Raw genomic sequence first — 16,407 nt, 5'->3', positions numbered from 1 at the left:
CCCGAAAACTCCCTGTAGCCGTTCCGTAACACGGCTGGTGTTTTCTACCGGACCGGAGTACTCCATTCGGGCGGGGAGTCGTGTGATGGCTGTAGAACAACTCCCGGGTCAAGTGCGGGAGTTCGCGAAGTACCTGAGCGGGCTGATGGATCGGCTCGATCAGGGCGGCGGCTGGTGCGCCGTGTTCTGGCAGCGCGACCCCGACGGCATGCGGGCCTGCCTGGAGGGCTGGGAAGTGCCGCCCTGGGACGTCGTGGAGGCGCTCCTCCAGGACACCGCCGCGGAGTACGGCGACCGCGCCGCGGCCCAGGAGACCGAGCGGGCCCGGGCCCTGCACGGCGGCGCGCTCGCCGCGTACGACGCCCGGCCCGGCGGCCGGGACGCCCTCAGCGACCGCCTCGACGTCATGCTCCGCGAACAGCGCTACGCGGCCGAGCGCCAGGCCGAGCTGGGCCGGCAGCTGCACTCGGCCGGCTCCCAGGAGGAGGCCGAGTCGATCCGGCTCGACCTCGCCTGGGCCCACGACGACCACGAGCGCGCCACGGCCCGCTGCGCCGAGCTCCGTCACCGCATGGAGAACCTCGACCGCCGCGCCCTGCACACCCACGCGCAGGGCGCCCTGAACATCCCGGCCGCCGCGGCCGGGGACGTGTTCCGGGTACAGGAGCCCGAGCGCGGCGCGGATCCGTTCGGCCGAGGCGGCGTCCGGCGGGGTCCGGGCGCGGGTGACGCACGGCCCGGCGCCCCGGGGGCGTCCTCGGACACCCGCCGCCACTCGACGATCCCGGAGCAGACCGGACCGGGCTCTCCGTTCGAGGACCCCGGGCTGCCGGACGACTGGGCGCCCTCCCGCCCCGGCTCGTACCCGGCTGCCGCGCGCCCCGCCACGGACTCCGGCGCCGATGCGTACGCCCCTCACGCCGGGCGCGAGGGTGCGTACGCCCCTGCCGCGCGCCCCAGCGGTTTCGACACCCCTGCCGACTACCGCGACGACTCGCGCGCCGCTCAAGCCCCGCGTGACGGCGCGTACGCCCCCTCCGCACAACCCGACACCTCCCGCGCGCCCGCCGATCAGTCCGCGAGCCCCCAGCCCACCACCGAGCGCCCCGCGCCCGCCACGCCCAAGCAACGCTCCAAGCGCCGCCCCCGCGGCAGCGCCCGCTTCGCCGGAATGATGGAGCCCGAGGCACCCCCCGTGGTCGCACCCGAGGCGGCGCCGCCCGCCCCGGCCCCGGCCGCGACGGGTGGCCGTACCCCCCGAGGCGCCCGTTTCGCCGGGGCGGCCGAAGAGGTCGCGCAGCCCCGGACGGAGCCGCTGGACGAGGGCGCGGGGCGGGCCACCGCCGAGACCGTCGACACGCTGATACGGCTGCGCGGCGAAGGCAGGAGCGGCGAGGCGCACGCCCTGCTCGTCGAGGCCGCCTACTGGCCCGCCGCCCGCTTCCCGCTGCTCGCCGCCGAGCTGTACCGTGCGGGCCTGGACGCCGACTGGGCCACCCTGCTGTGGGAGGCGGCCTCGCTCCCCGCCGACCGCCTGGTCGCCGCCGCGGACGCGCTCGTGGCGGCCGGCCGGGGGGCCGACGGGCAGCAGATGCTGCGCCAGGGCGTCGCCCGGCCCGCGCCCGAGATCGGGGCCGCCGTACTGGGCCTCGCCGAGGAGGGCCGCCGCCGCGAGATCCGCGCGCTGCTCGGCGCGTACGTCCGCGTACGCACCCCTGAGGAGACGGCCCGCAGCGCGGAAGCCGACCCGCAGCGGCTCGTGCCGCTCCTCCTGGAGGCCGCCCAGGGCGTCTCGGAGCAGCGCCACTGGGACCTGGTGCACGCCCTCCGGGTCGCGGGCTTCACCGCGTGACCGGTCTTCTCGGCCGGCGGCTCACCGCGGTGGCCGGTCCGGTCACTCACCCGCAGGGGTACGAAACGTGATCGACTCAGCGGGTTAACGACGATGGTCTTGGCAACGCTCTCCAGGGGGCTTACTTTCGAGCCTCTACAGCCTTTGTCTACGGGCGTAGAGGCTCTCTGACGTCCCGTCGAAGGAGCAGCTCATGGCCAACGTCGTACGTGCCGCTCTGGTCCAGGCCACCTGGACCGGCGACACCGCATCCATGGTCGCCAAGCACGAGGAGCACGCCCGCGAGGCGGCCCGGCAGGGCGCCAAGGTCATCGGATTCCAGGAAGTCTTCAACGCCCCCTACTTCTGCCAGGTCCAGGAGCCCGAGCACTACCGCTGGGCGGAGCCGGTGCCCGACGGGCCCACCGTCACGCGTATGCGGGAGCTCGCGCGCGAGACCGGCATGGTCATCGTCGTGCCCGTCTTCGAGGTCGAGCAGTCCGGCTTCTACTTCAACACCGCCGCCGTGATCGACGCCGACGGCACATACCTGGGCAAGTACCGCAAGCACCACATCCCCCAGGTGAAGGGCTTCTGGGAGAAGTACTACTTCAAACCGGGCAACCTGGGCTGGCCGGTCTTCGACACCGCGGTGGGGAAGATCGGCGTATACATCTGTTACGACCGCCACTTCCCCGAGGGCTGGCGGCAACTCGGCCTGAACGGCGCACAGCTGGTCTACAACCCGTCCGCCACCTCGCGCGGCCTCTCCGGCTACCTCTGGCAGCTGGAGCAGCCCGCGGCGGCCGTCGCCAACGAGTACTACATCGCCGCGATCAACCGCGTCGGGCAGGAGGAGTACGGGGACAACGACTTCTACGGGACCTCGTACTTCGTCGACCCGCGCGGACAGTTCGTGGGGGAGACCGCGAGCGACAAGGCCGAGGAACTCCTGGTCCGCGACCTCGACTTCGACCTGATCGAGGAAGTGCGCCAGCAGTGGGCGTTCTACCGCGACCGCCGTCCCGACGCGTACGAAGGGCTGGTGCAGCCGTGACCGACCTGTACGCGCGCCACAAGGCCGTCCTGCCCGACTGGCTCGCCCTCTACTACGAGGACCCGATCGAGATCACGCACGGCGAGGGCCGCCACGTCTGGGACGCCAAGGGCAACAAGTACCTCGACTTCTTCGGCGGCATCCTCACCACGATGACCGCGCACGCCCTCCCCGAGGTGACGAAGGCCGTCAGCGAGCAGGCCGGGCGGATCATCCACTCCTCGACGCTCTACCTCAACCGCCCGATGGTCGACCTCGCCGAGCGGATCGCCCAGCTGTCCGGCATCCCGGACGCGCGCGTCTTCTTCACCACCTCCGGCACCGAGGCCAACGACACCGCCCTGCTGCTCGCCACCGCCTACCGGCAGAGCAACCAGATCCTGGCGATGCGCAACAGCTACCACGGACGCTCGTTCAGCGCGGTCGGCATCACCGGCAACAAGGGCTGGTCGCCGACCTCCCTCTCGCCGCTCCAGACGCTGTACGTCCATGGCGGCGTCCGCACGCGCGGCCCGTTCGCCGAGCTGAGCGACGCCGAGTTCATCGCGGCCTGCGTCGAGGACCTCAAGGACCTGCTCGGCCACATCCGCCCGCCCGCGGCCCTGATCGCCGAACCCGTCCAGGGCGTCGGCGGCTTCACGGCGCCGCCCGACGGCCTCTACGCGGCCTTCCGCGAGGTCCTGGACCAGCACGGCATCCTCTGGATCGCCGACGAGGTGCAGACCGGCTGGGGACGCACCGGCGAGCACTTCTGGGGCTGGCAGGCGCACGCCGCCTCCGGCCCGCCGGACATACTCACCTTCGCCAAGGGCATCGGCAACGGGATGTCCATCGGCGGGGTCGTCGCACGCGCCGAGATCATGAACTGCCTGGACTCCAACTCCATCTCGACCTTCGGCGGCTCGCCGGTCACGATGGCGGCGGGCCTGGCGAACCTCTCGTACCTCCTCGAACACGACCTCCAGGGCAACGCCCGGCGCGTCGGCGGTCTGCTCATCGAGCGGCTGCGGGCGATCGCCGCGCAGCTCGACGGCGTACGGGAGGTGCGTGGGCGCGGGCTGATGATCGGTGTCGAGCTGGTCAAGCCCGGCAGCGACGACGCGAACCCCGAAGGTGCCGCGGCCGTGCTCGAAGCGGCCCGCGAAGAAGGCCTGTTGATCGGCAAGGGCGGCGGTCACAACACCAGCGTGCTGCGCATCGCACCGCCGCTGTCCCTCACCGTCGCGGAGGCGGAGGAGGGCGCGGCGATCCTGGAGCGCGCGCTGAGGTGTACCCAGTAAGACACTGAGCAAGGGAACCCGCACCATGACCACCGCCCCCGCCTTGGAACCCGCCCTGTCGGTACGCCAGGTCCTCGCCCTGGACCGGGTGCTGGCCGGAGAGCCCGAGGTGGTGGCCGGTGCGGGCCATCTCGACCGGTCCGTGCGCTGGGTGCATGTCGCCGAGGCCGCCGATGTGGGCGTGATGCTCACCGGCGGCGAAATGGTGCTCACCACCGGGGTGCTGCTCGCCGGCGACCCCGACGCACAGGCCGAGTACATCCGTTCGCTGCACCGAGCGGAGGCCGCGGCCGTCGTCCTCGGACTCGGCCGCGCCTTCCCCACGCCGCCGGACGTGATGCGCCGGGCCGCCGAGCGGTGCGGGCTGCCCATGGTGGTGCTCCACCGGCCCTTCCCCTTCGCCGAGTTGACGGAGGAGGTTCAATCCCGGCTCGTGCGCAGCAAGTTCGCGGCCGTGAGCCTGTCCGAGGCGGTACGGACCGCGCTCACCGGGCTCATCACCACGGGCGCGCCGTTGCAGCGGATGCTCGACGAGATCGCCGGGCACGCCGCCTGTCCGGTCGTCGTCACCAACCTCGCCCACCGGGTGCTCGCCACGGCGGGGGAGCGGTCCGCCGTCGACGACGTGCTGCGTGACTGGGAGCGCATCGCGCGGCAGGCGGGCGGCAGCGAGGGCGACGGCTGGATCCGGGCCGAGCTGGGCGGGCGCGGCGAACGCTGGGGCCGCATCGTGCTGTGCGGCTACCGCGGTGACGCCGCCACGGGGCGGCTGCTCGCCGACCGCGCGGCCGAGGCGCTGGTCCTGCACCGGATGCTCGGCGGTTCCGTGCACAGCTGGGAGGAGGAGTCCGCGCAGAGCCTGCTGACCGACCTGGTGAGCGGGGTCGTACCGGCCCGGCAGCTCCTCCCGCGAGCGCGTGCGGCCGGGCTGCCCGTCAACCGGCGCGCCTTCGTGCCGATGGTGGTCCGGGACGGCGACCCGGCCCAACTCGACCGTGTACTACGCCTGTTGGGGCTGCCCGGGCTGGTCGCGGAGCTCGCGGACGGCGCCACCGCCGTGCTGCTCAGCCTCGCCCGCGACCAGGACGCGGAGGCGCTGGCCGCGCACTTCGCCGTGCGGCTGCGGAACGAGAGCGGGGTCCGTACGACCGTGGCGGCGGCCTCCGCACGCGACGCGTGGGACGACGTACCCGGCGGTCTGCGCGAGGCCCTGCACGTCGCCGAGGCCGCCGCCGACGCACCCGCCGACCAGGAACAGCCGGTGCTCGTACGGCTGCGTGACGTCCATCTGCGCGGCCTGGTGCGGCTGTTGCGCGACGACCCGCACGTCCAGTCCTTCGCCGAGCGGGAGCTGGACGGACTGCTGTGCGGGGCCGATGCCGAGTCGGAGCTGCTGCCCGTGCTGCGGACGTATCTCGCGACCGGCCGCAACAAGTCGCGCACCGCCCAGCTCCACCACGTCAGCAGGCCCGCGCTGTACCGGCGCCTGGAGGCCATAGAGGCCCGTCTCGGCGTCGATCTCGACGACTTCGAGCAGGCCGCGTCCGTACACATCGCGCTGCTCGCGCACGACGCGCAACAACGGTGAAACACAGGACGACTCAGGTGAAACATGGGACAACGCGGGGGTGACACCGTGGAACGGCACAGTGCCTCAGACGTGACACGGTGCAACTCAAAGCAGCGGTCAGGGCTTTCTAGGCTCCTCGCACACCGAGCGACCGGAGGTCCCGATGAGCAGAGTGATCCGAGCCGCCGTCTTCCAGACCGCATGGACCGGCGACAAAGAATCGATGATTCAGGTCCACGAGCAGGCGGCCCGCGACGCGGCCGCACAGGGCGCACAGGTCCTGTGCTTCCAGGAGCTCTTCTACGGGCCCTATTTCTGCCAGGTCCAGGACAAGGCGTTCTACGAGTACGCCGAGCAGATCCCCGAAGGCCCGATCGTCCAGCGCTTCCAGGCGCTGGCCAAGGAACTGGGCATCGTCCTGATCCTGCCGATGTACGAGGAGGAGCAGCCCGGCGTCCTCTACAACACCGCGGCGGTGATCGACGCCGACGGCTCGTACCTCGGCAAGTACCGCAAGACCCACATCCCCCAAGTGCCGGGATTCTGGGAGAAGTTCTACTTCCGGCCGGGCAACTCCGGCTGGCCGATCTTCGACACCGCCGTCGGCAAGATCGGCGTATACATCTGCTACGACCGGCACTTCCCGGAGGGCTGGCGGGCGCTGGGTCTCGCGGGTGCCGAGATCGTCTTCAACCCCTCGGCCACCTCGCGCGGTCTGTCCGGCTACCTCTGGCAGCTGGAGCAGCCGGCCGCGGCCGCCGCCAACGAGTACTTCGTGGGCGCGATCAACCGGGTGGGCGTCGAGGAGTACGGCGACAACGACTTCTACGGGACCTCGTACTTCGTGGACCCCGAAGCCCAGTTCGTCGGCGAGGTGGCCAGCGACAAGGAGACGGAACTCGTCGTCCGCGACCTGGACCTGGCCAAGCTCCGCGAGGTGCGCGACCGCTGGCAGTTCTACCGCGACCGCGCTCCGGGGACGTACGGGCCGCTGACCGCGCCGTAGTCCCCTCGTGCTCCGCGGGCCCGGCTCACGGGGGGCCGGGCCCGCGGCACCGTATTCCTCTCAAGGAAACAGCGTTGACCTCAGCTTTCAACAGCTTCGGTATTCCCGCAGTGCACGCACGACCGGAAGGAGAGGGAGCATGAGCCGTACCGTCATCCGTGGTGGTCTCGTCATCACCGCGTCCGACGAGATCCATGCCGACGTCCTGATCGAGGACGGCCGGATCGCGGCCCTCGCCGCGACCGGCACCCCGGCGGCCGAGGCCTGGACGGCCGAGCGGGCCATAGACGCCACCGGCAAGTACGTGATTCCGGGCGGCGTCGACGCCCACACCCACATGGAGCTGCCGTTCGGCGGCACCTCCGCCTCGGACACCTTCGAGACGGGCACCCGGGCCGCGGCCTGGGGCGGCACCACCACCATCATCGACTTCGCGGTGCAGAGCGTCGGCCACTCGCTGCGCGAGGGCCTCGACGCCTGGAACGCCAAGGCCGACGGCAACTGCGCCATCGACTACGCCTTCCACATGATCGTCTCCGATGTGAACCAGGAGACGCTCAAGGAGATGGACCTGCTGGTCGAGGAGGGCGTCACCTCCTTCAAGCAGTTCATGGCCTACCCGGGCGTCTTCTACAGCGACGACGGCCAGATCCTCCGTGCCATGCAGCGCTCCGCCGAGAACGGCGGCCTGATCATGATGCACGCGGAGAATGGCATCGCGATCGACGTGCTGGTCGAGCAGGCGCTGGCCCGCGGCGAGACCGACCCGCGCTTCCACGGGGAAGTGCGCAAGGCGCTGCTGGAGGCCGAGGCGACCCACCGCGCCATCAAGCTCGCTCAGGTCGCGGGCGCCCCGCTGTACGTCGTGCACGTCTCGGCGCAGGAAGCGGTCGCCGAGCTGGCACGGGCGCGCGACGAGGGCCTGAACGTCTTCGGCGAGACCTGCCCGCAGTACCTGTTCCTGTCGACCGACAACCTCGCCGAGCCCGACTTCGAGGGCTCGAAGTACGTGTGCTCGACGCCGCTGCGGCCCAAGGAGCACCAGGCCGCGCTGTGGCGGGGCCTGCGCACCAACGACCTCCAGGTCGTGTCGACGGACCACTGCCCCTTCTGCTTCGTGGGCCAGAAGGAGCTCGGCCGGGGCGACTTCTCGAAGATCCCCAATGGCCTTCCGGGTGTCGAGAACCGCATGGACCTGCTCCACCAGGCCGTCGTCGACGGGCACATCTCGCGCCGCCGCTGGATCGAGATCGCCTGCGCGACCCCGGCCCGGATGTTCGGCCTGTATCCGAAGAAGGGCACCATCGCGCCGGGCGCCGATGCCGACATCGTCATCTACGACCCGCACGCCGAGCAGGTCATGTCGGTCGAGACGCACCACATGAACGTCGACTACTCGGCGTACGAGGGCAAGCGCGTCACCGGCCGGGTCGAGACCGTGCTCTCGCGCGGCGAACTGGTCATCACCGAGCGGGAGTTCACCGGACGCGCGGGCCACGGCGTCTACACCCCCCGCTCCACCTGTCAGTACCTTCTCTGAGCGACTAGGAGCGGCGCAATGGACTTCGGACTCGTCCTGCAGACCGACCCCCCTGCCTCCCGCGTCATCGAGCTGATGAAGCGGGCCGAGGGCAACGGCTTCACGTACGGCTGGACCTTCGACTCCGCCGTGCTGTGGCAGGAACCCTTTGTGATCTACAGTCAGATCCTCGCGAACACCGAGAAGTTGACGGTCGGCCCGATGGTCACCAACCCGGGCACCCGCACCTGGGAGGTCACCGCCTCCACCTTCGCGACGCTCAACGACATGTACGGCAACCGCACGGTGTGCGGCATCGGCCGCGGCGACTCGGCGATGCGCGTCGCCGGACGCTCGCCGAACACCCTCGCCCGGATCAGCGGCGCGATGAAGGTCATCCGTGCTCTCGGGCGCGGCGACGAGGCCGACCTCGGCGGCACCGTCATCAAGTTCCCGTGGGTCAAGCCCGGCGCCGAACTCCCGGTCTGGATGGCCGCGTACGGCCCGAAGGCCCTCAAGATGACTGGCGAGGAGGCCGACGGCTTCATCCTCCAGCTCGCCGATCTGTATCTGACCGAGTCCATGGTCAAGGCCGTGAAGGACGCGGCGGTCGGGGCCGGCCGCGACCCGTCCGACGTGAAGATCTGCGTGGCCGCGCCCGCGTACATCACCGAGGACGACTCGCCCGAGGCGCTCGCCCACGCGCGTGAGCAGTGCCGCTGGTTCGGCGGCATGGTCGGCAACCACGTGGCCGACCTGGTCTCCAAGTACGGCGAGCACTCCGCCGCCGTACCCGACGAACTCACCGACTACATCAAGGCCCGCGAGGGGTACGACTACTCGCACCACGGTCGTGCCGACAACCCCGACACCGCGTTCGTACCCGACGAGATCGTCGACCGGTTCTGCCTGATCGGCACGGCCGAGCGGCACATCGAGAAGCTGAGCGCGCTGCGCGAGCTCGGCGTCGACCAGTTCGCGGTGTACGACATGCATGACGCGCAGGAAGCCACCATCGACGCGTACGGGACGAAGGTCATCCCGGCGATCAACGGCTGACCCGCACCAGAGCCCCACAGCACCACAGCACCACAGCACCAAAGCACCACAGCACCACAGCACCACAGCACCACAGCACCACAGCACCACAGCATCACGGCACCACAGCATCACGGCACCATCGCGGGCACCCGCTCCTCCTCCCCAGAACGTCCCCTTCCCGCCGTCCCGGGAAGGGGACCGGCCGCACCCGCACCTCCCCCCACGGCGTCACCCGCACGGCCTTTCCCGTCACTCCTCACCTGATTGGCCTGCCCATGACTGAGACCGTCCCCACCGACAGCCCGCCCTCCGCTCAAGTCACGCTCGCCGACGGCCGGGTGGAGATCGCGCCCGACGCGCCCGCGCCGAGCGGCCCCTACGCCAACGAGGACCTGCTGCCGGTCCCGGTCGAGAAGCGCACGTGGACCACGTACAACTTCTCGGCGCTGTGGGTCGGCATGGCTCACAACACCGCTTCCTGGACCCTCGCCTCGGGCCTCATAGCCGTCGGCATGGACTGGAAGCAGGCCGTCCTCACCATCGCCCTCGCCAACCTGATCGTGCTGGTCCCGATGCTGCTCACCGGGCACGCCGGACCCAAGTACGGCATACCCTTCCCGGTCTTCGCCCGTGCTTCGTTCGGCGTGCGCGGCGCCAACCTCCCTGCCGTCGTACGGGCGTTGGTGGCCTGCGGCTGGTTCGGCATCCAGACCTGGATCGGCGGTGAGGCGATCTACTTCCTCGCCGGGAAGCTCTTCGGGGACGGCTGGAAGAACGCCTCCGAGGTCGGCGGCTACGCGTGGACCATGTGGCTGTCCTTCGCGATCTTCTGGGCGCTCCAGGTCGCCATCATCTACCGGGGCATGGAGACGATCCGCCGCTTCGAGAACTGGGCGGCGCCCTTCGTGCTCCTCGGCGCCGGCGTCATGCTGTGGTGGATGAGCAGCAAGGCGGGCGGTTTCGGCCCGCTGCTCGACCAGCCCTCCAAGCTCGGCTGGGGCGGGGACTTCTGGAAGCTGTTCTGGCCCTCGCTCATGGGCATGATCGGCTTCTGGTCCACGCTGTCGCTGAACATCCCGGACTTCACCCGGTACGGCAAGAGCCAGAAGGCGCAGACGTGGGGTCAGGCGCTCGGTCTGCCCACCACGATGACGCTCTTCGCCTTCCTGTCCGTCATGGTCACCTCGGGCTCGCAGGCCGTGTACGGCACGGCGATCTGGGACCCGGTCCAGCTGGCCGCCAAGACGGACAACGTCGCCGGCATCCTCTTCGCCCTGGTCACCGTGCTGGTCGCGACCCTGTCCGTGAACATCGCGGCCAACCTGGTCTCCCCGGCCTTCGACTTCTCCAACATCGCGCCCCGGAAGATCAACTTCCGCATGGGCGCGCTCGCCACCTGCGTCCTCGGCGTGCTGATCTTCCCCTGGAAGCTGTACTCCGACCCGCAGGGCTACATCTTCACCTGGCTCGGCCTCGTCGGCGGTCTGCTCGGCACGGTTGCCGGCATTCTCATCGCCGACTACTGGATCCTGCGCCGCACCAAGCTCGACCTCGCCGACCTGTACCGCACCGGCGGCCGCTACTGGTACGACGGCGGCTGGAACTGGCGGGCCGTCGTCGCCTTCGTCACCGGCGGTGTCCTGGCCGTCGGCGGCGCCGACTTCCACCCGCTGATCGACGGACGGCCCATCCCCGCGCTGGAGTCGCTGGCCGACTACGGGTGGGCGGTCGGACTCGGTACGTCGATGGTGCTGTACCTGGTGCTGATGCTGCTGCGGGGCAAGGAGAAGGTCGCTGTCTGACGTGCCCGACTTAGCCGTACATGAGTAGAGCCGACCGCTATGTCAGGGTCGGCTCTACCGGTTTGTGTCGACTCCTACTGGTTCTTCTCCACCGCTTCTTCTCTACTGGTTCTTCTCCAGCGCGGCCACCGCGTCCTTGGCGGCCTTGATGGCCCCCTTGTTGATCACGTCCGTGCTGGGCGCCTTCTGCGTCTCGAAGTCGCTGCCGTTGTACGTGACGACCACCAGCGCGTTGGACGCGCGGACGATCACCACGCCCTCGCGGGTCTGCTGCTTCTTCTCGGTGGTGAGGTTCACGACGGAGTAGCCCGAGTCGCCGAGGCCGGGCACCGCACCTCCGCCGCTTTTGTCCGCGAGGCGCTCCTTGTAGGACTTCTCTGCCGCCGCGTCCGACTCCTTGATCTCGTACGAGACGTCGAGCCAGCGGTAGTCGAACCCCTTGAGCGCGTTCCAGGAGCAGGTGCGGCGCACGGTCTTGTCCGTGGACGCGATCTCCTGGCCGGCCGTCTTGGCGCCCGGGACCAGGGACTTGACCGTCTTCTCGGTCACTCCGTCACAGGGGGCGGGCGAGGCGGCGTACGTCTTGGTGGCCGCGGATGTGGACGGTGCGGATGCCGTGGCCGTCGTCTTGTGCGTCGCTTTGTGGTCGGCGGTGGGGGTCGCGGCGAACGGGCCGGACGACAGGGCCCAGCCCGCCGAGGCGAGCACGGCGACCGGCAGCAGGCGCGCGGTGAGGGCGAGCGGCAGGGGAAGAGAACGCAAGGCGCACTTCTCGTGGGGGACGGTGCGGAGGTGGTCCGCACTGCGGACGGGACGCCAGTCTCACATGAGTCCCTGTGGGGCGGAAGTGCCAACTCGCTCCGTGCCTGTGTGGTGACAGTGGCTCACTGTTGACGGGCTGTGGGCCGACATGCCGTCACGAGCCGCACCGCGGCCCGGTTTGTCCCCTTCGCGACGTCAGTTGTTCAGCGTGCGGACGGGAAGCGCGCTCTCGATGCGGTCCACGGCTGCGAACGCGCCGTACGCCACGAGATGGACGAGGCAATGGTCGGTATGAACCGGTTCGCGCCACGCTGTCACGTCCTCGTCCGTGATGCGGTACGGGGCGAGGGCGGCCAGCAGTGCGAGGCGCGCGCCGGGGCGCGACCGGTCCGGGAGGCCGTCCCACGCGAGCGTCGGATGCGCGCCGTCCGATCCCTGGAGTGTTTCCCGTACGAGGATCCGGTCGGCCTCGTCGAGGAGTCCCGCTCCCGCGGTGGCGGCGGTGCGCAGCGAGGCGTAGGCCGGGCCGACAGTGGTTCCCCGCGCCCAGTCCGGGCCGGGCCCCGGGGCGTCGAGAAGCGCCAGGCTCGCGCCGGGGGAGGGGCGGCGGCGCACCGTCTTGGCCACCGAGCGGCCCACCAGACTCCGGACCGGCCGGAGGCGTTGGACATTGCCCGGCAGCAGGTTCTCGGTCAGCAGCGCCGACACGATCCGGTTGATGAAGTGGAAGGAGAGCGCGGTGCCGATGTAGGCCGGCGCGTGAGCCCGGGGGAAGGGGAGCGGCGTCAGTTCCGGGGCGCCCGGTGTCCTGGTCGCCCGGCCCCAGGCCAGCAGCCGCGCGTGCTCGGCGTCGGCGGGGGTCTCGCCGCGCGCCACCGTCTCCGCGAGCGCGTGGTCCCCGGTGGCGTGCAGCAGCATCGTGTGCGCGTCCACGCAGAAGGGACACCGATTGGCTTCGGACACGCCGAGCGCCGCGAGCTCCTTCCCGGTCCTGTCCCCCTCGCCCGCGATCAGTGACTCGCGCATCAACGCCCAGGTGGCGGTGAGGAGTTCGGGTGCGGACGAGAGGACGACGAAGCTGGACGGGCGGTCGATGCCGAAGTCGTCGGTGAGCTGGGCGTAGACGTCGGCGGTGCGGCCGGTGGCGGATTTGGGCGGCGGCGGGGTCGTGTAGCGGAAGGGGCTGGGCATGGGGTTCCTCCTGGTGGGTGACCGCTGATGCCGGTTGGCGCCGGGTGCCGTTGCCACCCTCGTGCAGAGACCCATCCGCAGGCGTCGTACACCCGAAGGCAATGCGAGCTACCCCACCGGGCCCGCGCCTGGCGCGACCTACTCCAAGGGGAGTACCCCGGGATCCATCCACAGGTCTGACGCGGCTGTCCGAGCAGCCGTCTATCGTGCCGGACATGCAGCTCGACCAGGCCACCCGAAGGCATCTGGCCGACACGACCCTCGCGTTCGTGATCGGCGCCCTCGTCGTGACCGCGGCGGCGTTCCGCGACAGCACAACCCCCGTCGACTACGCGCTGATCACCCTCGGCTCCCTCACCCTCGCGGCCAACCGCGCAGCCCCACGCGTCGTACTGGCGATCACCACGACCACTACGACGGCGTACGTCGTGCACGCCCATCCCGGTCCTGTCTCCGCCCTCCCCGTCCTGGCCGCCGTACACACCGCCGCCCGCGTGGGTCACAGAGCCGTGGCGGCGTCGGCAAGTGCCGTGTTCCTGGCGGGATACATGGCGACGGGACCCACGAAGCAGGAGATCGTCGAGCGGGCCCTCCTGCTCGCGGGCTGGTTCCTGTGCGCCCTGGTGACGGGGCTCGCCGACCGGAACTGGCAGGCGTATCTGCGCCAGACGGAACAGCGCGCGCTGGAGGCGGAACGCACCCGTGAGGAGGCGGCACTGCGGCGCGCGGGCGAGGAACGGCTGCGTATCGCCAGGGAGTTGCACGACTCGCTCACACACAGCATTTCCATCGTCAAGCTCCAGGCGGGCGTCGCCGTCCATCTCGCCCGCAAGAGGGGCGAGGACGTGCCGCCCGCGCTGCTCGCCATCCAGGAGGCGGGCGGCGAGGCGATGCGTGAACTGCGGGCCACGCTGGAGGTGTTGCGCACCGACGAGCCGACCGGCACACCCGCGCTGCTCGTGGAGCGGGCCCGCGCGGCCGGTCTCGCCGTCGATCTGAGGGTGAGCGGTGAGGAACGGGCACTGACGGCGACCGTGGACCGCGCCGCGTACCGCATCGTCCAGGAAGCCCTCACGAACGCCGCCCGCCATGCGGGCCCCGCCAAGGTCACCGTCGAACTCGACTACACGCCAGCGGAGTTGACGATCAGCGTGGACGACGACGGCGTCGCACAGCCGTCCCGGCCACCCACGCCCGGCATCGGCCTCACCGGCATGCGCGAACGCGTCACGGCCCTCGGCGGCACCCTGAACGCCGGCCCGCGTGCGGAGGGCGGCTTCTCGGTCCGGGCCGAACTGCCCCTGGGGATACCGGAGGACGCGGTATGAGTGGCGTGGGGGAGGTGAGAGCGACGAGGCCTCTGATCCGGGTCGCGCTGGTCGACGACCAGGCCCTCATGCGCGCCGGCTTCCGCGCCCTGCTCGACGCCGAGGAAGGCATCGAGACGGCTGGTGATGTTCGCGTACGAGTCGGGGCTTGTGGCGGTTCGGCAGGAAGATCACCGGTTCGAGTGAGTCTGCCGCCGCATCGCCGAACGCTTGCGACGGATTGCGGTAGACCGGGGACCGTGGTCATGCTGCAGTCACGATGTCCGACGGAGAACCGATGAGCGCTCAGCCGCACGCGTACGCAGTGACCGACCCGGAAACCGCACTGAAGTACGCGATCCAGCACATCCAGGGTGACCGGGTGCAGATCGTCGACGGGGTCATCCAGCCGATCGTGCCGTCCTGGGATCATGAAAACGTCGCGGACCTGATCCGCGAACAGCTGGGGCCGGTGCTGCGCAGGCTGGGCTGCCGGGCCGGTTCCGGGAACCTGGATCTGCCGGGGACCAGCAACTGGTACGTGCCGGATCTGGCGGTCGTGCCGAGCGACGTCGCCAAGGGCGCGGAGGCTCTGCTGCCCGACCAGACCCTGCTGATCGTCGAGATCACCTCGGAGTCCAACGCGGACACCGACCGCACGGTCAAACGGGCCCGCTATGCGGAGTACCGCGCGCCGTTGTACCTGCTGGTCGACCGCCAGGAGAGATCCTGCACCCTTTACGCCGTACCGGGCCGACTCGGCTACACCAGGGTGGAGGGGCCCCTGCCGTTCGGAACGCCCGTCACGCTGCCTGATCCGTTCGACTTGGAGCTCGACACCTCCGAGTTCTGAGCGGCGCCGCTGCAGATGACACCGGCGCCGTCCCAGCACCAGCTCACGCCACGGCGGGGTCGAGCTCCTCCTTGATGGCCGCCGCGAAGGCGTCCACATCGGCCTCGGTGGTGTCGAAGGAGGTCATCCAGCGGACCTCACCGGCCAGCTCGTCCCACACGTAGAACCGGAAGCGCTTCTGGAGGCGCTCGGTCACGGCGGGCGGGAGGACCGCGAAGATCTGGTTGGCCTGCACCGGCCGCTCGATCTTCAGCCCCGGCAGGTCACGGACCGCTTCGTACAGGCGCTGCGTCATGGCGTTCGAGCGGGCGGCCGAGCGCAGCCAGAGGTCACCGCCGAGCAGGGCCTCGAACTGGACCGACATGAACCGCATCTTGGAGCCCAGCTGCATGCTGGCCTTGCGTATGTGGGCCATGCCGCGCACGGCGTCCTCGTTGAGCACGATCACCGCCTCGCCGAACAGCAGGCCGTTCTTGGTGCCGCCGTAGGACAGGACGTCCACGCCCGCGTCGGTGGTCATCTCGCGCAGCGGTACGCCGAGGGTGGCCGCCGCGTTCGCCAGGCGCGCGCCGTCCAGGTAGACCAGCATGCCGAGGCTGTGGGCGTGGTCGCAGATCGCGCGGATCTCGTCGGGCGTGTAGCAGGTGCCGAGCTCGGTGGACTGGGCGATCGAGACGACCTTGGGCCTGGCCCGGTGCTCGTCGTCGAAGCCCCAGGCCTGACGGTCGATCAGCTCCGGGGTCAGCTTGCCGTCCCAGGCGGGCACCGTCAGCAGCTTGATGCCGGCGACCTTCTCCGGCGCTCCGCACTCGTCGACGTTGATATGGGCCGACTCGGCGCAGACGACGGCCTCCCAGCGGTCGAGCATGGCCTGGAGAGCCACCACGTTCGCCCCGGTGCCGTTGAAGACCGGGAAGGTACGGGCGGTGGACCCGAAGTGCCCGCGCATCACGTCCTGCAGGCGCTCGGTGTAGACGTCCCCGCCGTAGCTGACCTGATGGCCGTGGTTGGCCTGGGCGATCGCCTCCAGGACCTCGGGGTGCACGCCCGCGTAGTTGTCGCTGGCGAAACCGCGGGCATCCGGGTCGTGTCGTCGCTCTACGGTCATCGTGCTTACTCGTTTCGGTCGTGCGGTGTGTGGATGGTGGTCCGGGCCGGGAGTGGGCCCGGACCCGGTTCAGGGCGGGA

General features: G+C 70.4%; 13 protein-coding genes and 1 pseudogene. 11 read left to right on the top strand and 3 right to left on the bottom strand.

The window, feature by feature from the left end; genetic code table 11:
- Positions 1-85 precede the first annotated feature (85 nt).
- The 8 genes from OIC96_RS08170 to OIC96_RS08135 all read left to right on the top strand — a co-directional run bounded on the left by OIC96_RS08170 (position 86) and on the right by OIC96_RS08135 (position 11,106).
- Positions 86-1,852, top strand: a complete 1,767-nt coding sequence (locus OIC96_RS08170) for a hypothetical protein (RefSeq protein WP_330308523.1) — start codon at positions 86-88, stop codon at positions 1,850-1,852.
- Positions 1,853-2,045: 193 nt separating this feature from the next.
- Positions 2,046-2,888 carry a nitrilase-related carbon-nitrogen hydrolase gene (locus tag OIC96_RS08165; protein ID WP_330308524.1) on the top strand — a complete coding sequence of 281 codons (843 nt, stop codon included), beginning with the start codon at positions 2,046-2,048 and terminating at the stop codon, positions 2,886-2,888.
- Entirely contained in the window at positions 2,885-4,168 is a 1,284-nt protein-coding gene (locus OIC96_RS08160; RefSeq protein WP_330308525.1) for an aspartate aminotransferase family protein, read from the top strand. The genes OIC96_RS08165 and OIC96_RS08160 overlap by 4 nt, the downstream gene beginning before the upstream one ends.
- Positions 4,169-4,193: 25 nt before the next feature.
- Positions 4,194-5,756, top strand: coding sequence for a PucR family transcriptional regulator (locus OIC96_RS08155; protein ID WP_330308526.1), 1,563 nt, complete (start codon positions 4,194-4,196; stop codon positions 5,754-5,756).
- Positions 5,757-5,901: 145 nt separating this feature from the next.
- On the top strand, positions 5,902-6,744 hold the full coding sequence (locus OIC96_RS08150; protein WP_327433179.1) for a nitrilase-related carbon-nitrogen hydrolase: 843 nt from the start codon (positions 5,902-5,904) through the stop codon (positions 6,742-6,744).
- Positions 6,745-6,883: 139 nt separating this feature from the next.
- A complete protein-coding gene (gene hydA / locus OIC96_RS08145; protein WP_330308527.1) occupies positions 6,884-8,284 on the top strand; it encodes a dihydropyrimidinase in 1,401 nt (466 codons plus the stop codon).
- Between the two features lie 18 nt (positions 8,285-8,302).
- The gene (locus OIC96_RS08140) at positions 8,303-9,322 is read left to right on the top strand and encodes a TIGR03842 family LLM class F420-dependent oxidoreductase (RefSeq protein ID WP_330308528.1); all 1,020 of its coding nucleotides are present in this window, start codon (positions 8,303-8,305) and stop codon (positions 9,320-9,322) included.
- Between the two features lie 257 nt (positions 9,323-9,579).
- Positions 9,580-11,106, top strand: coding sequence for an NCS1 family nucleobase:cation symporter-1 (locus tag OIC96_RS08135; protein ID WP_330308529.1), 1,527 nt, complete (start codon positions 9,580-9,582; stop codon positions 11,104-11,106).
- A gap of 102 nt (positions 11,107-11,208) precedes the next feature.
- Here OIC96_RS08135 and OIC96_RS08130 read toward each other — a convergent pair whose 3' ends face one another.
- The gene (locus tag OIC96_RS08130) at positions 11,209-11,868 is read right to left on the bottom strand and encodes a hypothetical protein (RefSeq protein ID WP_330308530.1); all 660 of its coding nucleotides are present in this window, start codon (positions 11,866-11,868) and stop codon (positions 11,209-11,211) included.
- Positions 11,869-12,063: 195 nt separating this feature from the next.
- A complete protein-coding gene (locus OIC96_RS08125) occupies positions 12,064-13,059 on the bottom strand; it encodes a carboxymuconolactone decarboxylase family protein (RefSeq protein WP_330308531.1) in 996 nt (331 codons plus the stop codon).
- Positions 13,060-13,274: 215 nt separating this feature from the next.
- Between OIC96_RS08125 and OIC96_RS08120 the strand changes: the two genes are divergently transcribed.
- The 3 genes and pseudogenes from OIC96_RS08120 to OIC96_RS08110 all read left to right on the top strand — a co-directional run bounded on the left by OIC96_RS08120 (position 13,275) and on the right by OIC96_RS08110 (position 15,219).
- Positions 13,275-14,387, top strand: coding sequence for a sensor histidine kinase (locus OIC96_RS08120; RefSeq protein WP_330308532.1), 1,113 nt, complete (start codon positions 13,275-13,277; stop codon positions 14,385-14,387).
- Positions 14,384-14,581, top strand: a pseudogene (locus tag OIC96_RS08115) (hypothetical protein); the annotation flags it as partial. The gene OIC96_RS08120 and the pseudogene OIC96_RS08115, both read left to right, overlap by 4 nt.
- Before the next feature lie 83 nt (positions 14,582-14,664).
- Entirely contained in the window at positions 14,665-15,219 is a 555-nt protein-coding gene (locus OIC96_RS08110) for a Uma2 family endonuclease (RefSeq protein ID WP_330308533.1), read from the top strand.
- Between the two features lie 43 nt (positions 15,220-15,262).
- Here OIC96_RS08110 and OIC96_RS08105 read toward each other — a convergent pair whose 3' ends face one another.
- Positions 15,263-16,327, bottom strand: a complete 1,065-nt coding sequence (locus tag OIC96_RS08105; protein ID WP_330308534.1) for a threonine aldolase family protein — start codon at positions 16,325-16,327, stop codon at positions 15,263-15,265.
- Between the last annotated feature and the right edge of the window lie 80 nt (positions 16,328-16,407).

The sequence above is a fragment of the Streptomyces sp. NBC_00775 genome (assembly GCF_036347135.1).
In the GTDB taxonomy this organism is placed as follows: Bacteria; Actinomycetota; Actinomycetes; order Streptomycetales; family Streptomycetaceae; genus Streptomyces; species Streptomyces lutosisoli.
This window is presented reverse-complemented; position numbering and strand designations above follow the sequence as displayed.

Coding starts and splice junctions, on each gene's coding strand:
- OIC96_RS08120 (WP_330308532.1), top strand. CDS start 13,275: ATGCAGCTCGACCAGGCCACCCGAAGGCATCTGGCCGACACGACCCTC.
- OIC96_RS08140 (WP_330308528.1), top strand. CDS start 8,303: ATGGACTTCGGACTCGTCCTGCAGACCGACCCCCCTGCCTCCCGCGTC.
- hydA (WP_330308527.1), top strand. CDS start 6,884: ATGAGCCGTACCGTCATCCGTGGTGGTCTCGTCATCACCGCGTCCGAC.
- OIC96_RS08170 (WP_330308523.1), top strand. CDS start 86: ATGGCTGTAGAACAACTCCCGGGTCAAGTGCGGGAGTTCGCGAAGTAC.
- OIC96_RS08165 (WP_330308524.1), top strand. CDS start 2,046: ATGGCCAACGTCGTACGTGCCGCTCTGGTCCAGGCCACCTGGACCGGC.
- OIC96_RS08105 (WP_330308534.1), bottom strand. CDS start 16,327: ATGACCGTAGAGCGACGACACGACCCGGATGCCCGCGGTTTCGCCAGC.
- OIC96_RS08150 (WP_327433179.1), top strand. CDS start 5,902: ATGAGCAGAGTGATCCGAGCCGCCGTCTTCCAGACCGCATGGACCGGC.
- OIC96_RS08125 (WP_330308531.1), bottom strand. CDS start 13,059: ATGCCCAGCCCCTTCCGCTACACGACCCCGCCGCCGCCCAAATCCGCC.
- OIC96_RS08110 (WP_330308533.1), top strand. CDS start 14,665: ATGAGCGCTCAGCCGCACGCGTACGCAGTGACCGACCCGGAAACCGCA.
- OIC96_RS08155 (WP_330308526.1), top strand. CDS start 4,194: ATGACCACCGCCCCCGCCTTGGAACCCGCCCTGTCGGTACGCCAGGTC.
- OIC96_RS08135 (WP_330308529.1), top strand. CDS start 9,580: ATGACTGAGACCGTCCCCACCGACAGCCCGCCCTCCGCTCAAGTCACG.